This is a genomic window from Mycobacterium neumannii (assembly GCF_002245615.1).
In the GTDB taxonomy this organism is placed as follows: Bacteria; Actinomycetota; Actinomycetes; order Mycobacteriales; family Mycobacteriaceae; genus Mycobacterium; species Mycobacterium neumannii_A.
In genome coordinates, this window is record NZ_NKCO01000003.1 from 57953 (window position 1) to 73538 (window position 15586).

Annotated in this window: 15 protein-coding genes; 9 read left to right on the forward strand and 6 right to left on the reverse strand. The window is 66.1% G+C overall.

Annotation, left to right across the window (positions count from 1 at the left end):
• Positions 1-57: 57 nt before the first annotated feature.
• From CEX88_RS04905 to CEX88_RS04920, 4 genes are read right to left on the reverse strand one after another with little or no spacing between them, the layout of a single operon-like run.
• Positions 58-882, reverse strand: coding sequence for an enoyl-CoA hydratase/isomerase family protein (locus tag CEX88_RS04905; RefSeq protein WP_066847812.1), 825 nt, complete (start codon positions 880-882; stop codon positions 58-60).
• 1 nt (position 883) lies between these two features.
• Positions 884-1957, reverse strand: coding sequence for a hydroxyacid dehydrogenase (locus tag CEX88_RS04910; protein ID WP_094292610.1), 1074 nt, complete (start codon positions 1955-1957; stop codon positions 884-886).
• Positions 1954-3069, reverse strand: a complete 1116-nt coding sequence (locus CEX88_RS04915; RefSeq protein WP_066847818.1) for a TauD/TfdA family dioxygenase — start codon at positions 3067-3069, stop codon at positions 1954-1956. The genes CEX88_RS04910 and CEX88_RS04915 overlap by 4 nt, the downstream gene beginning before the upstream one ends.
• 32 nt (positions 3070-3101) lie before the next feature.
• Positions 3102-3965, reverse strand: coding sequence for an HpcH/HpaI aldolase family protein (locus tag CEX88_RS04920; protein WP_202931375.1), 864 nt, complete (start codon positions 3963-3965; stop codon positions 3102-3104).
• 5 nt (positions 3966-3970) lie between these two features.
• Here CEX88_RS04920 and CEX88_RS04925 point away from each other — a divergent pair, with 5 nt between their 5' ends.
• Entirely contained in the window at positions 3971-5116 is a 1146-nt protein-coding gene (locus tag CEX88_RS04925) for an acetyl-CoA acetyltransferase (RefSeq protein WP_094292612.1), read from the forward strand.
• A complete protein-coding gene (locus CEX88_RS04930; RefSeq protein ID WP_094292613.1) occupies positions 5116-5517 on the forward strand; it encodes a Zn-ribbon domain-containing OB-fold protein in 402 nt (133 codons plus the stop codon). The genes CEX88_RS04925 and CEX88_RS04930 overlap by 1 nt, the downstream gene beginning before the upstream one ends.
• 75 nt (positions 5518-5592) lie before the next feature.
• Here the strand turns inward: CEX88_RS04930 and CEX88_RS04935 are convergent, their stop codons facing one another.
• Positions 5593-7152, reverse strand: coding sequence for a class I adenylate-forming enzyme family protein (locus tag CEX88_RS04935; protein ID WP_094292614.1), 1560 nt, complete (start codon positions 7150-7152; stop codon positions 5593-5595).
• A gap of 55 nt (positions 7153-7207) precedes the next feature.
• On the opposite strand from CEX88_RS04935, the gene CEX88_RS04940 reads away from it, so the two are divergent.
• Positions 7208-8074, forward strand: coding sequence for an SDR family NAD(P)-dependent oxidoreductase (locus tag CEX88_RS04940; protein WP_094292615.1), 867 nt, complete (start codon positions 7208-7210; stop codon positions 8072-8074).
• A 3-nt stretch (positions 8075-8077) separates the two neighbouring features.
• On the opposite strand, the gene CEX88_RS04945 is transcribed toward CEX88_RS04940, so the two are convergent.
• Positions 8078-8896 (reverse strand): enoyl-CoA hydratase/isomerase family protein, encoded by an 819-nt coding sequence (locus tag CEX88_RS04945; RefSeq protein WP_094292616.1) that lies wholly within the window; start codon positions 8894-8896, stop codon positions 8078-8080.
• Between the two features lie 105 nt (positions 8897-9001).
• Between CEX88_RS04945 and CEX88_RS04950 the strand changes: the two genes are divergently transcribed.
• Genes CEX88_RS04950 through CEX88_RS04975 form a run of 6 tightly spaced genes read left to right on the forward strand, consistent with a single transcriptional unit; the run spans position 9002 to position 15378 of the window.
• Positions 9002-10261 (forward strand): hotdog family protein, encoded by a 1260-nt coding sequence (locus CEX88_RS04950; protein ID WP_238381949.1) that lies wholly within the window; start codon positions 9002-9004, stop codon positions 10259-10261.
• Between the two features lie 7 nt (positions 10262-10268).
• The gene (locus CEX88_RS04955) at positions 10269-11075 is read left to right on the forward strand and encodes an enoyl-CoA hydratase/isomerase family protein (RefSeq protein ID WP_094292618.1); all 807 of its coding nucleotides are present in this window, start codon (positions 10269-10271) and stop codon (positions 11073-11075) included.
• Between the two features lie 7 nt (positions 11076-11082).
• Positions 11083-12330, forward strand: coding sequence for an acyl-CoA dehydrogenase family protein (locus tag CEX88_RS04960; protein WP_094292619.1), 1248 nt, complete (start codon positions 11083-11085; stop codon positions 12328-12330).
• The gene (locus CEX88_RS04965) at positions 12327-13139 is read left to right on the forward strand and encodes an enoyl-CoA hydratase/isomerase family protein (RefSeq protein WP_094292620.1); all 813 of its coding nucleotides are present in this window, start codon (positions 12327-12329) and stop codon (positions 13137-13139) included. Before CEX88_RS04960 ends, CEX88_RS04965 begins: the two co-directional genes overlap by 4 nt.
• The gene (locus CEX88_RS04970; protein WP_094292621.1) at positions 13136-13936 is read left to right on the forward strand and encodes an enoyl-CoA hydratase/isomerase family protein; all 801 of its coding nucleotides are present in this window, start codon (positions 13136-13138) and stop codon (positions 13934-13936) included. The genes CEX88_RS04965 and CEX88_RS04970 overlap by 4 nt, the downstream gene beginning before the upstream one ends.
• On the forward strand, positions 13933-15378 hold the full coding sequence (locus CEX88_RS04975) for a class I adenylate-forming enzyme family protein (protein WP_094292622.1): 1446 nt from the start codon (positions 13933-13935) through the stop codon (positions 15376-15378). Before CEX88_RS04970 ends, CEX88_RS04975 begins: the two co-directional genes overlap by 4 nt.
• The last annotated feature ends 208 nt before the right edge of the window (positions 15379-15586 follow it).

Here is a 15586-nt window from a genome sequence, read left to right on the forward strand (position 1 = left end):
TACGGTTTCTGACGTATTCCGGGCCGATTCCGTCATAAAGCGTAGTCTCGCGTAGCTCTAGCGCGCCTGCCAGTCGGGCTTGCGCTTCTCCAGGAATGCGCGCGGGCCCTCGATCGCGTCTTTGGTCAGGGCCACCTTCATCCGATAATTCTCGGCGAGCAGCTCCGCTTCGTATATCGGCAGCGTCAGCCCCTTGCGCACCGCCATCCGCGAACCGCGCACCGCGAGAGGCGCATTGGAATTCACGATCTCGGCGACCTCCCACGCCCGGTCCATGAGCGTCTCGTGGGCCACCACCTCGGTGAACACGCCGAGGTCGTAGGCGCGCTGGGCGTCGAGCTGCTCGTGCCTACCCATCAGGATCAACCGCATCGCCACGGGGAGCGGCAGGATCCGGGCTAGCCGGACTCCTTCACGCCCGGACGTGACACCGATGCTGACATGCGGGTCCATCAACGTCGCGCGTTCCGACGCAATCGTGATGTCGGCCGTCGTGACGAGGTCCATGCCCGCACCACACGCAATGCCGTTGACAGCACAGATGATCGGCTTGGTCATCTGCAGCCACGGGGGTGTGGCCTCCTGCGGCGCATCCCATTGGCGCATGGAGCTGAGGATGGGCTCGCCTTGGTTGTCGATCCCGGCCGCGTTCTCCATGTCGTGATCGGCCGCCTTGTTGACGTCGGCCCCGACGCACAGTGCGCGGCCGGCACCGGTGATGATGACGGTCCAGATGTCCTGTGACCGTTCGATTTCGGCGTACACCTCGGCGAGTTCGGCGATCATCTCGTCGTTGATCGCGTTGAGCACCTCGGGCCGGTTCAGCGTCACACACGCGGTGTGACCGGAGACCTCGAACGTGACGGTGTCGTAATTGCTCATCTCACTCCGCAGCTGCCGTGTCGCGGGCGGTCGGCCGGACCCCCAGGATTTCTTCGAACCGGTCGCAGTAACGCGGCAACACCTCCGGGTTGAGTAACCGCGGCGGTATGGCGCCCGCGAAAATCGTCTGCCACTGGCTGGCGGTGGCGACTGCGATGTCGCGAGCCGCCTCGACGGTGATGCCCGCGACATGTGGTGTCGCGACGACGTTGTCGAGCCTCAACAGCGGGTTGTCGTGTCTCGGCGGCTCCTCGTGGAACACGTCGAGGCCCGCGCCGGCGATACTCCCGCTCACCAGGGCGTCGTAGAGCGCCTCTTCGTCGTGCACCGGGCCACGCGCGGTGGTGATGAAGTACGCGGTCGGTTTCATCGCGGCGAATTGCGCAGGCCCGAAAAGCCCCCGCGTCTCGGCGGTCAGCGGACATGTGACCTGAACGAAGTCCGATCGCTCGACCAACTCGGAAAGCCCGACCCGGACCGCGCCCCTGCCGCGGGCGGTCGCGTCATCGACGTAGGGATCGAAGACCAGGACCTCCATCCCGAACGGAGCGCACAACTCGACGAGTCGTCCACCGATGGCGCCCAATCCGACGACTCCGATCGTCTTTCCGAACAGCTGAGTGCCCCGCAACACCAATCGATCTCCGAGGGGACCGCTGCGCAGCGCCCGGTCGGCGGCGGTGATTTTCTTGGCCAGATCGAGCATGAGTCCGAGTGCATGTTCGGCGACGGCTTCGGCGCCGGGACCGGAGTTGTTGCACACCGCCACCCCCGCTCGGGTACACGCCGCGACGTCGATCACGTCGTAACCCGCCCCCGCCGAACACACGGCAAGCAACTGTGGGCAACGATCCACCAGCTCCGGCCCCGCCAGCCACTGCACGCCATCCTCGATCGAGGCGACGTCAGTTCTGGTGGCGACCTGATATCCGTGCGCCGATTCCAATGCTGCCCAACCCCGTTCGACGGAAGCTCCGAGGTCGAGCATGACGAGCTCGATGTCGGCCCCCGCCAGTATGTCTCCTGCGACCTGATCGGTCCATCTCTCGTAGACCAGTCGCGGACGGGTTGTCATCGCTTGATTTTGGGCTTCGCTTGAGCCGCCTTGAACATGTCGGCCAGTGCGGGGTCGACGTTCTTGTAGTCATTGCGTGCGATCGCGCCGTCGCGTCCGGCAACGGGGTCATAGCCCAGGCGCAGATCCTTGTTCTCCATGTGGAAGTACTCCCGCCCGAGGGGGAGGCGGCGATCCTCGCGCGGAACTTCCATCCACGCCCGCAGGAAACAGCGTGCCTTCTTCGGGTCGGTGCTGCTGACGAAGTCCGAGCGCGAGTGGCACATTGCGAAGTTGTTGGCCACGGCGGCTTCACCGGACTCCAACCGGAACTCCACCTGCTGTTCGACCAGGACGGTGCGCAAAAACTCGATGGCGTCGTTCTGTTCGGCGGTGAACTCCCGGCCGAGGGTGTGCATGGCAGGCAGGATGCTGCTGTAGGTGAAGTTGATGCAGATACGACCGTCGATCTGAGAGAAGACCGGAACGTCGTATGGGGTCACGTCCGGTTGATCGTCGGGTTGCTCGCTGCGCCGATGGTGCGGAAACCCCTGGTAGAGCACGGGGAGCAGGTCGGGCCGTTCGTTGAGAATCCGGTTGTGCGCGGCGGGGCCGCTGGCGAACTGGCTCTCGCCACCTTCTGCGGCCGGGTACACGCAGAGCAGCGAAAGGATGTCCGCCGCATCGTTGTGCATCGCGAGCTCGGCCCTCGACTTGGTCCCGCGTGCCGGTTGTACGCCGTTGGGCAGCACCTCTTCCTGCACGCGCACCATCCGGTGACCGAAGGAGTTGTTCGACACCAGGTAGCCGAGGTGGGTACAGAATGCCCAGTAGATGCGTTCCAGGTCCTCGATCGAATGCTGTTCGACGGGGAAACCGCGCACACACGCCAGGCCCCTGCCGAACATCAACTCCCGGTACAGCCGCGCGAGATCCTCGTCGAGATCCGGATGCCGGGCGTCCTCCGGCGTGATGTCGTCGCGATCCTTTCGGGCGGTTTTGGCCAGTATGGATTCCAGCGCGGCCACATTGCTCGACGACAGGTCGAAGGCGAAGTCCTCCTTGCTGCTGAAGTCGGCACCGGTCCATGCCATGGGATCGGTGACTTGCTCGGTGTAGATCGCGGTGGGCATCCGTCCTCCTGTTGTCGTGACGAGGCTCTCGGCTATCGGCTCGCCGCGCGCCTCTCGAGCTCACGCAAGGCGTGCGCACGGGCAGTGGCGGCTTCGGTCATCATCCCGACGTCGGTTCCCGCCGAAATGAATCGCAGCCCCAGCCCTGCAAAGCGTTCCAGCAGGTCAACGGACTTGATCCCGGCCACTCCCAGCGCCACGCCGTGTGCACGACAGGCCGCTGCGACAGAGTCTACTGCACGGTGGAAATGCTCATTCTCATATTGCCCGTGGATCCCCATCTCGGCCGTCAGATCGCTAGGCCCAAGCAGCACCATGTCAACCCCCTCGATGGCTGCGATCTCCTCGGATCCCGCCACCGCGTCGGGCGTTTCGATCATCACCGCCACCACGGTATGGCGCTCGAGTTCCCCCGTGAGTTCGGCGGTTGGACGGGGTGCGTATCCGCTCACCGCGTTGGGTCCGGAGATGGACCGATGGCCGAAGGGCGGGAAGCGAGCGGCGTCGACGACCGCCTGTGCCTCGCGCGCCGAGTTCACGTGCGGCACAATCACTCCGACCGCGCCAGCGTCGAGTACGCGCGCGATCATGGTGGGGTCGTGCGACGGTACCCGCACGAGACCGGAGATGCCCGCACCGAGCGCGGCCACACAGAGCATCCCCGCCGTTTCGAGCGAGCACGAGGTGTGCTCGAGGTCGACATAGACAGCGTCGTATCCGCAGGCCGCCGCGATTGCCGGGACGTCGGGCGTGCGGGCATTCAGCAGAGCGAGGCACAACACCAGGCGATCGCCCTTCAAGGCATCCCGCAGCGGTCCCGGCACCCACCCACGGTAACCGAGCGAGAACGATGATTCCACTACAGCGTTAATGACATTATCGCCTGTGGTAACCATTACTCATGTCCGAGAACCGGGTCGCGGTGGTCGGCGCCGCGCTGTCCGATTGCGGGCGGGTGCCCGACAAAACGGCGATGGCGCTGATGGCGCAGGCCGCGCGGCGGGCCGTAGCAGACGCCGGCCTCACCAAGGACGACATCGACGGCTTCGGCGGCCACGGGACACTGTTGCCACCCGTCGAGGTGAGCGAGTACCTGGGCCTGCGGCCGACGTGGGTCGACGCCACCAACGTCGGTGGATCATCGTGGGAGGTCATGGGACGGCACGCCGCCGCGGCCATCGCGGCGGGCGAGATCGACGTGGCCCTGTTGACCTACGGTTCGACCGCACGCTCCGATGTCAAGCGCCGCGTGCGGGCATCGGCCGCGGCGCTGAGCACCGGCGGCGCGATGCAGTTCGAAGCACCATACGGCGCCACGCTGATCGCCAAGTACGCCATGGCGGCCAGGCGCCACATGATCGAGTACGGGACAACCGAGGAACAGCTGGCCGAGGTTGCCGTCGCCGCGCATGAATGGGCTGCCATGAACGAGAACGCCTTTGAGCGCGATCGGATCACCGCAGAGGATGTCGCCGCGGCGCCGATGCTCGCCGACCCATTCACGTCCAAGCATGTGTGTCTACGAACCGACGGAGGCGGGGCGGTCGTGCTCGCCAGCGAGCGGGTGGCGAAGGACTGCGCGAAGGAACCGATCTGGATCCTCGGCGCGGCCGACGCCGCATCGCACGTGAGCATGAGTGAATGGCCCGACTTCACGACATCAGCCGCCGCAGAATCGAGTCCGCGTGCGTTCGCGCAAGCGGGTGTCACCCCGGACGACATCGACGTCTGTCAGCTCTACGACTCGTTCACCTCGACCGTCCTGCTGACGGTCGAGGATCTCGGGTTCTGCGCCAAGGGTGAGGGTGGTCCGTTCATCGGCTCCGGCGCGCTCCGTCCGGGCGGTGCGCTGCCCACCAACACCGACGGCGGCGGGCTGGCGTCGTGTCATCCCGGGATGCGCGGGATGTTCCTGATGGTCGAAGCGGTTCGGCAACTGCGCGGCGAATGCGGCGAACGACAGGTCGAGGGTGCGCGCCTGGCGTGCGTGCACGCGATGGGCGGCTTCTTCACCCACAGCGCGACGATGATCCTCGGGAGGCAGTGATGCAGTCGCCGAGCGGTCCGAACCGCCCGACCATGGACAGCGACAGTGAAAGTTGGTGGGCGGCGGTCCAGGATCGCACTCTGCTGATCAACGAATGCGGCTCCTGCAGCCGAAATTCGTTGTACGCCCGCCCCTTCTGCCCTTACTGCTGGAGCGAGGACGTGTGCCTCGCGCCGGCGTCCGGACGGTCGCGCCTCTACACCTGGAGCGTCATCCACCAGAACGCCGCACCGTTCGACGCCGTGCCCTACGTCGTCGCGATGGTCGACCTCGAGGAGGGTCCCCGCCTCATGACTCAGATCGTCGACTGCCCGGTCGATCAACTCTGCGCCGGAATGGAGCTCGAGATCGCGTTCCGCGAGGACGACGACGGATTCGTCGTACCGGTTTTTCGGCCGTAATCTTCCGCGAAATTGCATTCCAGCAGGAAAAGTTCGAGAGAGCGCCTGCTGGAATGCCATTTCGCGAAACGGGTGCTACGCAAGGCGGGCGGCGAGTACCCGCGGCCGACCCTTCGAACGCGCCTCGAGCGTATTGCGTTGCACCTTGCCGTTGGCGTTGAGCGGCAATGGTCCATCCCAGAACACCAGCTCCTCGGGCAGCTTGTACTTCGGCATGCCGATTCCGACCAGAGCATCCGCCACATCGGCGAGCGACATCTCGACGCCGTCGTCGAGTACCATCGCCACCGCCAGCCGTTCGCCGGTGGTCGCGTCGGCAACCGAATAAGCCGCGCACTCACGCACACCTGGGATTCGAGCCACGGCCTCCTCGACTTCCGCCGCGGGAATCTTCATGCCGTTGCGGATCACGATGTCCTTGATCCGCCCGACGATGCGCACGCGGTGATCGCTGACCTCGGCCACGTCACCGGTTCGGAACCACTCCCCGTCGAACGCGTCGATGTCGTCCTCGGTATCGATGTAACCGAGAAATGCATGCGGACCCTTGATGCAGCACTCGCCCGGGTCCCCGGCCGACCCCACCCGCACATCGACATCCTGCAGCGCCACACCGTCATCCGCGTGACGCACCGCCCTGCTCTCGGTGCGTAGCCCCGACGTGCTGATCGGCACCTCCGACGATCCGTACGCCCGCATCACGACGATGCCGAAGTCGTCCTCGACCCGTTCGACGATGCGCCTGTCGAGCATGGTGCCACCGAGATAGACCGCCCGCAGCGGCACGACGCTCCCCCTGGCGACCGCTTCGTCGAGCAGACGGTCGAGCAACCGATCCGGACCGCCGTACCACGTTGCGCCGGAGGACAACAGAAGATCAGACGTCGCGGCGGGCTCCCAGCGATCCTCCAGCACCACCGGCACGGCGAGCATGGGTCCGATGAACAGCGCCTGCAGCACACCGGTCACCGAGGCGAGCGGGCTGATGAGGAAGATGCGGTCATCCCCGCCAAGTCCGGCGGCGGCAATGTAGTTGGCAGACGCCTTGGCAAGCGTGCTCAGCGAATGGATGACGCCCTTGGGCCGAGACGTCGTGCCGGAGGTGTAGAGGACAAAAGACGGCTCGTCGGCGGGCCGCATGGGCCCCTCGCTTACCGACATGTCCGAGGCGCGGAAGATGTCGATCCAGGCACACGCGTCACGCAAGGGTCCGTCGACGACGGGAGACCAATTCGGGGCCAGGCCGAACCGGGCCCCGGTCCGGGCCACGATGTCGGCGACCTGTGTCGCGCCCGCGCTGCGCGGCACGAGCAGTACCACCGCGTCGACACGGATGGCGGCGTGTACGGCGACGACCGAACCGATGTCGTTGCCGACCACGACCACGACAGATGTCGACGGGCCGACACCGCCGTCACGAAGCGCACCGACCGCCTGATCGACCTGTCCATCCAGTGCTGCGTAGGTGATTTCGGCACCGCGACCGATCAGCGCCGGTCGTGTCGGATACCGCAGGGCGGCCGACCGCACGACGTCGAGCGGCCGGTCCGACCAGACGCCGGCGGCACGATACTGGTTCCTGAGACCGCTCGCTCGTTCCCGCGCGTGTCGCAGCAGCTCGGTGGCCGCACTCATGGTGTCCTCCGATGCAAATACCGATTCTCGTCTACGTAAATGTAACCTCTCTGGCATGTCACCTTTGACCTTCGATGATCAGGTTGCCGTTGTCACCGGTGCGGGCGGAGGGCTCGGGCGCTGTCACGCACTCGAACTCGCCCGTCGCGGTGCCCGCGTCGTGGTCAACGATCTCGGCACCGCCGTCGACGGAGAAGGCGCCTCGATTACGGCGGCGCAGGCGGTGGTCGACGAGATCACCACCGGGGGCGGCACCGCGATCGCCAACGGCGACTCCGTCGCGACGGAGGAGGGTGGTGCGGCGATCGTCGCAGCGGCGATGGACGCCTTCGGACGACTCGACATCCTCGTCAACAACGCGGGCATTCTCCGCGATGCAGCGTTCAAGAACATGACCGCCGAGCAGGTGGACGCGGTGATCTCGGTCCACCTGGCCGGCGCCTTCAACGTGACGCGCGCCGCGTGGCCCGTCATGCGCGAGCAGAATTACGGGCGGATTGTTCAAACCACCTCTGGCACAGGTCTGTTCGGGAACTTCGGGCAAGCTAATTACGGTGCCGCGAAGATGGGGCTGGTCGGGATGATGCACGTGTTGGCGATCGAGGGCGCGCGAAACGGCATCGCCATCAATGCCATCGCGCCGATCGCTCGAACCCGGATGACCGAGGACATCATGGGCGAGGCCGGCAAGGCGATGGACCCGGAGTTGGTGACACCCGTGGTGGTCTATCTGTCGCACCGGGACTGCGATCGCACCGCTCACATCTACTCCGTGGGTGCCGGCAAGGTGTCGCGGGTGTTCATCGGTGTCACCAAAGGTATCGAGAATCATTCACTTACAGCTGAATTGGTGGCAGAGACGATCGACGAGATCGACGACAGCACGACCTTCACCATTCGCGGGGGCCCTGCGACCGGTTGATCGTCAACGGCCCTGAAAGTTCGGCGGGCGGCGCTCTGCGAACGACCGCAGGCCCTCCTGCAGGTCGGCCGTCCACGACACCACCTCCTGCGCCCAGGCCTCCTGCTCAAAGGCCCGGTCCCGCCCCGATTCCGACGACACCGACAGCAGGCGCTTGGTCAGTGCCAGCATGACGGTGGGGCCCGCGGCCAGGCGGCGGGCCAGTTCCTCGGCGACCGCATCGGTCTCCTCGGGTGCCACGACACGGTTGACCAAGGTGAGTCGCTCGCAGGTCGCGGCGTCGACGGGTTCTCCGAGCATCAGGAGTTCGGTGGCCTTGCGCAGTCCGACGATCCTGGTCAGCAGATGTATCGCGCCCGAGTCCGGCAGGATTCCGCGATGCACGAATGCCTCCACCAGGCGCGCCTCGGTGGACATGACGACCAGATCGCAGGCGAGCATCAGGCTCGCGCCGGCACCCGCCGCCACACCCTTGACCGCGGCGACCACCGGCTTGTCACAATCGAGCACCGCGGAGATCAGTCGCTGATAGCCCTTCTGCAGCATCAGAGCGACGTCTCCGGGCTTCTTCTCCTCGGTGGGTCGCGCCGATTGCGGGCCCAAACCCGCACCCGAGCAGAAGTGCCGATCCCCCGTCGCTCGCAACAACACGCTTCGCACCGAAGGATCATCATCGGCCTTCTCGAATGCTTCCGTGAGGGCTTCACGTGCCAACGGGGACAACGAGTTCGCAGCATCTGCGCGGTCGATGGTGATCCGGCAGACACCATCGGATCCAACCGCGCTCTCGATGCCCGACTGCTCTTGAGTCAACTCGATCACCCCTGCGTTAACGACGTTTCCGTTTTTCGGGTATCTTAATTTCCGCCGACGTTCCCCACTGACGTTATGTGCCGAACTGAGGAGGCCCAAACTGAGGAGGCATGCGTGACCCAGTCCTCGGCAACGGGCCAAATCACGGAGGAGGGTTTGGCCAAGTTGCGCGCCCGCATCGGCGTCGCCGTCCCGCACACTCAACCCCCGCATTACCGTCGGCCCAACGAGGACACGTTCCGGATCGTGGCGGAAAGCTACGGCGACGCGAACCCGCTGTGGTCAGATCCCGAATACGCGACGAAGTCGGTCTGGGGTGAACCGATCGCGCCGCCCGCGCTGATCGGTGGCGACACCTTGATCGGCGAGGACGAGGTCTCCGAACTCACCGACGAGGACCGGCAGCTGACCGCCGGTGACCCGTTGCGCGGCGTTCACGCGTTCTATGGCGGATCGTCGCGCGAGTGGTGGGCGCCGCTGCGCGCGAACCGCCGGGTCTTCCGGCGCAACGCCCTTGTCGCCGCGCTGGACAAGAGCAGTGAGTTCGCCGCCCGGGCTGTGCACGAATGGTCGGCGCAGGTGTTCTGCGACGAGGACGGCGTCCTCCTCGGCGGCCAGTACCGGAACATGATCCGCACCGAGCGCAGCAAGGCCAGGGGACGCAAGAAGTACGAGTCCGTCGACCTCGGAACGTGGAACTCCGACGAGATCGCCGAGATCGACGCGCGGTACGCCCGTGAGGCACCCCGGGGCGCCGAACCGCGTTGGTGGGAGGACGTCGCGGAGGGAGACCAGATCGGCCCGCTCACCAAGGGTCCGCTCACCGTCACCGACATGGTGTGCTGGCACGTCGGAATGGGCATGGGCATGTACGGCGTGCGGCCCCTGAGGCTGGCCTGGCAGAACAGGCAACGCATTCCGCGCTTCTACACACTCAACGAGCACGGTGTCCCCGACGTACAGCAGCGGGTGCACTGGGACCCGGGCGCCGCGCGCGACGCGGGCAACCCGACGACATTCGACTACGGCCGCATGCGCGAGACGTGGCTCATCCATCTGTGCACCGACTGGATGGGTGACGATGCGTCGCTGTGGAAACTGGACTGTGAATTCCGGTTGTTCAACTACGTTGGCGATCTGCACACCATCACCGGCACCGTCACCCGCAAATACCTGGCCGACGGGGCCCGTCCGGCGGTCGACCTGGACCTCGCGGCGACCAATCACCGCGGCCAAATCACCACGCCCGGACACGCCACGATCCTCTTGCCCAGCAGGCAGCGGGGCCCCGTCCGCCTGCCGGAACCGCCCGGCGGGGCGACCGACCTCGCCCGTCTGCTGGCGGTCATCTCCGACCGGTTCGCCGAACATTGAGCCAGCCGTGACCTATCCGAGCGTTCCCGGACTCCGAGCCGAACAACAGGGCCCGGTTCTGCGGCTGACCCTGGACCGCGCCGAACGCCGCAACGCGGTCAACGACACCATGCTCGACGCGATGATCGGGCACCTGTCCCGGTCTGGCACCGACGAATCGGTTCGCGTCATCCGCGTCGACGCCGAAGGTCCGGACTTCTGCGCCGGCGCCGATCTGGTGGCCAACAACGCCAAGTCGGAACGCAAACCGCGCGTGGGGAGCACGCAGCGGCGACTGCCCAATAAGGCCAACAGGCTCATTCCCTTGCTGCTCGAGACTCAGGTGCCCGTCGTCACTGTGGTTCGCGGCTGGGCGGCCGGCCTGGGTTTCCACCTCGCCTTGGCGTCGGACTTCTGCCTGGCAGCCTCGGACGCGGTGTTCTGGGAACCGTTCATGGCGCGCGGCTTCACACCCGACAGCGGTGCGGCCTGGCTGCTGCCACGACTCGTCGGGATGGTTCGCACGCGCCAACTGTTAATGCTCGGCGAGGAACCGTCCGGGACCACCGCGGCGCAGTGGGGCATCATCCATGGCGCCTGCCCCGAGGCTGAACTCGAGGGTGCGGCAACGGATCTCGTCAGCCGGCTCGCCGCCGCACCCACGGTGGCGCTCGGCCTCACCAAGTGGCTGCTGCACAGCGGCAACGGTCTTGATCTCGATCGTCATCTTCAGAATGAGGCGATGGCACTCGAATTATCCAGTCGCAGCGAAGACTTCAAGGAGGGCCTGGCCGCCTTCCAGGACAAGCGGCCCGCGGAATTCAAGGGTCGATGAGCCGAACATGACAGCACTACCGATCACCGCCGACACCACCACCGAAGACGCCGTCGAGGTGGTGCGGCGGTGGGTCGAGGCAGAGGTGCCGGCCGACTGGCGCGCGGCGTCAACCGAGGGCCCCGCCGCGCTGAGAGCGGCGCGAAGCTCGGCCGATTATCGGCGGTGGTATCCGACCTTTGCCCGAACCGGCCTGGTGGCGCCGACCTGGCACCCCGAACACGGCGGCCTCGGTATCGGCAACGACGTGGCTCGCGCCATCGAGAGCGTCCTCGCGCCACTGCGGCTCACCCGACTCAATCCGTTGGGCCTCAACAACACCGCGGCGGCCCTGTTCAGCCACGGCACCGAAGAGCAACGGCGGCGCTTCCTGCCGCCCATCGTCCGCAACGAAGAGAAGTGGTGTCAGCTCTTCAGCGAGCCCGGCGCGGGCTCCGACCTCGCGTCGCTGGCGACCCGGGCGGTGCGCGACGGTGACCAATGGGTGATCTCCGGACAGAAGGTCTGGACGACCTGGGCGGATGAGGCGGACTTCGCGATCCTGCTCGCCCGCACCGATCCCGATCAGCCGAAACACAAGGGCATCACATACTTCCTGCTCGACATGCACCAACCAGGCGTTCAGGTGCGGCCGCTGCGCCAGATCACCGGCGAGGCCGAATTCAATGAGGTCTTCATCGACGGCGCGCGGGTGTCGGACGCCCACCGAGTCGGAGAAGTCAACGACGGGTGGCGGGTCAGCGCGTCGACCTTGTCGAGTGAGCGCCAGATGGTTTCGGGCTCCGGATCCGGCGGTATGGGCAGGCTCGGTGGGTCCAGTGCGGAACGACTGATCACACTGGCCAAGGAAACCGGACGATGGGACGACCCGGTGATTCGCGACAAGGTCATGAGGCTCTGGGCACAGGAACAGATCCGCGGATGGACCAACGCCCGTGTGCGCGCGGCACTCTCGGCCGGCCAATCCCCCGGTGCTGCTTCCTCGATCGGCAAGGTCCACCAGGCCACGCTCAACCAGCAGATCCAGGATCTCATGGTCGACCTGCTGGGCACCGCCGCAGTGGCGTGGCCCGCCACCGACGATCCGGACGCGATGCCCCGCGAGGTGCAGGGCATGATGCGCAGCCTCGCCAACGGCACCGAGGGCGGTACGACCGACATCAACAAAAACATCCTCGGCGAGCGCGTACTCGGGTTACCCAAGGAGACGGACCCGTGGAAAGGAAAACCCTGGAAGGAGATTCCGCGCTCTTGACCGAATACGAGCGGTTGATCGTCGACAAGTCGGACCACATCGGGTGGCTTGTGCTGAATCGGCCCGAGGCAGGCAATGCATTCGACGCGTTGATGCTGGACGAACTCGAGGCCGCGTGGGCACAGCTGGATGCCGACCCCGACGTGCACGTGATCGTCAACGTCGCGAACGGCAAGGCGTTCTGTACCGGAATGGATGTGGTCCAGGTCGCCCGCGACAAAAAGGCCATGCGGCGTCACTCACGCCGCACGCGCGACGCCGAGCTGAAGATCTCCTCGTGGCACTGTGGTGTGTGGAAGCCGGTGATCGCCGCGGTGAACGGGGTGTGCGCGGGAGGTGGTCTGCATCTGGCCGCCGACGCGGACATCGTCATCGCTGCGGAGGCGGCGACATTCGTCGACCCGCATGTCTCGGTCGGGCAGGCGGTCGCGTACGAGGCCATCACCCTGCTGCGCAAGTCGCCGATGGAGGCGATCACCCGGATGGCGTTGAGCGGCAAAGGCGAGCGGATCTCGGCCCAACGCGCATATGAGTTGGGTATCGTCTCGCAGGTCGTGGCGGCCGATGAGCTACGGGCGGCGGCCGGGCAGCTCGCGGCCGCGATCGCGACCAACTCGCCCACCGCGATGAGGGCGACCAAGAAGGCGTTGTGGCATTCCCTGGAAGTAGGACTGTCGGAAGCCAAAGCGGCGGCCTCAGAGACGATCTGGCGACTGCGGAACCACCCCGACCATGCCGAGGGAGTACGGGCGTGGCGGGAAAAGCGCCCGGCCGACTGGCGACCCCTCGCACCGGTGGAGGCTTCGTGAGCTATCAGAGGTTGATCGTCGAACGTCGGGGCCCCGTCGGCTGGATCATCAACAACCGGCCCGATCGCCTCAACGCGTACGACGCGCTGATGCGCAAGGAATTTCCCGCTGCCTGGGCCGAGTTGGAGGCCGACCCCGAGGTGCGGGTGATCGTGCACACCGGCAACGGCAGGGCCTTTCAGGTCGGCGCCGACGTCGACGATCTCGATGGCGAGGGGATCAAGCAGTACCAGGAGACCATGCAGACGCTGGACTTGAAGCTGACGGGCTGGCATTGCAATGTCGGCAAGCCCGTCATCACCGCAGTCAACGGGGTGTGCGCCGGGGGCGGATTGCACTGGGTCGCCGACGCCGACATCGTCATCGCGGCATCGGATGCCACGTTCGTCGACCCGCACGTATCCATCGGTCAGGTCAGCGCCCTGGAGACGATCGCGCTGATGCGCAAGATGCCCGCCGAGGCGGTCTTACGGATGGCACTGGTCGGCAGCCACGAACGACTCACCGCGCAGCGCGCATATGAGCTCGGCATGATCAGCCAGATCGTCGACCCGCCAGGCAAACTGCGCGATGTTGCGCAGGAGCTCGCGGAGAAGATCGCCAGAAATTCACCCGCCGCGATGCGGGCCACCAAACGCGCGCTCTGGGGAGCGCTCGAGCACGGCCTGACCGATGCTTGCCGTGAGGGGGCCAAGCACCTGACGTCGATGTGGGGCCATCCCGACCAGGACGAAGGCCCGAAAGCGTTCGCCGACAAGCGAACACCAGCGTGGCTTCCTCTGGAGCCGAACCCATGAGCCTCTCCGATCTGCTCAACGATCTGCCGGAGGTCGCGGTACACACCTTGGCCGTCGACGTGTCCCGGGCAGACCTGATCGCGAGTGCAGACCGCCTCGCCGCGGTTCTCACCGAAACCGGGCTGATGACCGGTCAGGTGGTCGCGGCGATGCTGCCCAACGACGCCACCACGGTCGCGGCGCTGTTCGGCGTCTGGCGCTCCGGTGGTGTCTACACACCGCTCAACCCCAGGGCTGCCGACGCCGAGGTGGCCGCTCAGCTCAAGACCCTCGAGCCGGTCGCGGTGATCACGACGCCCGAACTGGCCCATCGCTTCTCGGACTTCGCGTTGCCGGTCGTCACCGGGTCGAACTTGACGTGGTCGCTCACGCCGCACTCCAACTCGGCTGACGAGGCTCGGCGGTACGACGCCGATGTGGCGCTTCTGCAGTTCACCTCGGGGACGACAGGTCCGCCGAAGCCGGTGCCGCTGCGTCACTCCACCGTCCTGGACCTGATCGACCGGCTACTGGAGAAACTTCGCGGGTCGAAGCGTACCCCCCGGAGCGGGACGCCGATGCCCAACCTGGTGCCGCTCTCACTGTCCTTGTGGGCCGGTATCTACCAGGTGCTGTTCGCTTTTCGCGCGGGCTCCGGCGTCGTGTTGATGGACAAGTTCTCGGCCGCGGACTTCGCAGCCTTGGTGAAGCGCCACCAACTGCGGTCCACGGTCTTGCCGCCGGCCGCGTTGACGATGGTGCTCCACGACGATTCGGTCACCGACCTGTCCCCCCTGAAGATCGTCCGTTCCATCACCGCTCCCCTGTCCCCCGTCCACGCGGCCCGATTCCGCGACAAGTTCGGTGTGCTCGTGCTGAACTCCTACGGCCAAACGGAACTCGGCGGCGAGGTCGTCGGCTGGTCGGCCGCCGATGCCCGCGAATGGGGTGAGACGAAGCTCGGCTCTGTCGGACGCCCACTTCCGGGCATCGACGTCATGATCGCCGACGACGAGGTGATGGTTCGCACGCCGACGACGGCTGCCCGCAAGATCGACCCCGCGTTCCTGGACAGGCTCACCGACGATGGGTGGTTCCACACCGGCGACCTCGGTTGGTTCGACGAGGACGGTTTCCTGTGGCTCGACGGGCGCGTCTCGGACATGATCAACCGCGGCGGGCTCAAGGTGTTCCCCGGCACCGTCGAAGAGGTGCTGCTGGCCGCGGCCCACGTGCGGGAGGCCGCGGTGGTGGGCGCCCCCGACGAGCGCCTGGGCGAGGTGCCGTGGGCTTTCGTCGTACGCGCCGACGATCGGGTCAGCAAGGATGAACTGATCGCGTGGTGTCGCGAGCGCCTGACCCCCTACCGGGTTCCTGTGCGGGTGGTATTCGTCGAGCGCCTGCCGCGCAACGACGTCGGCAAGGTCGTCAAGCGCGAACTTCTCACCCTGGCCGACGCGTAATCCGAGGCCGGCACGGCCGACCGGGGTCCCGGTGACCCGACTGGAAACAGATCTTCTCGATTCTGAGAACGGTGCTACTCTCGTTCAGCATTGTGCTTTTCGCGGACGAAGGAGCCGTCGATGTGGCAGGAACTTGTCCGACTGACCGTGACCTGGGTCGTGATGTGCGGACTCGTCGCATTCTTCTACTGGATGCTGGGCAACATCG

Excerpts from the sequence above, each read along its gene's own strand:
- CEX88_RS04905 (WP_066847812.1), bottom strand. The coding sequence starts at position 882 with ATGAGCAATTACGACACCGTCACGTTCGAGGTCTCCGGTCACACCGCG.
- CEX88_RS04910 (WP_094292610.1), bottom strand. The coding sequence starts at position 1,957 with ATGACAACCCGTCCGCGACTGGTCTACGAGAGATGGACCGATCAGGTC.
- CEX88_RS04915 (WP_066847818.1), bottom strand. The coding sequence starts at position 3,069 with ATGCCCACCGCGATCTACACCGAGCAAGTCACCGATCCCATGGCATGG.
- CEX88_RS04920 (WP_202931375.1), bottom strand. The coding sequence starts at position 3,965 with ATGGTTACCACAGGCGATAATGTCATTAACGCTGTAGTGGAATCATCG.
- CEX88_RS04925 (WP_094292612.1), top strand. The coding sequence starts at position 3,971 with ATGTCCGAGAACCGGGTCGCGGTGGTCGGCGCCGCGCTGTCCGATTGC.
- CEX88_RS04930 (WP_094292613.1), top strand. The coding sequence starts at position 5,116 with ATGCAGTCGCCGAGCGGTCCGAACCGCCCGACCATGGACAGCGACAGT.
- CEX88_RS04935 (WP_094292614.1), bottom strand. The coding sequence starts at position 7,152 with ATGAGTGCGGCCACCGAGCTGCTGCGACACGCGCGGGAACGAGCGAGC.
- CEX88_RS04940 (WP_094292615.1), top strand. The coding sequence starts at position 7,208 with ATGTCACCTTTGACCTTCGATGATCAGGTTGCCGTTGTCACCGGTGCG.
- CEX88_RS04960 (WP_094292619.1), top strand. The coding sequence starts at position 11,083 with ATGACAGCACTACCGATCACCGCCGACACCACCACCGAAGACGCCGTC.
- CEX88_RS04975 (WP_094292622.1), top strand. The coding sequence starts at position 13,933 with ATGAGCCTCTCCGATCTGCTCAACGATCTGCCGGAGGTCGCGGTACAC.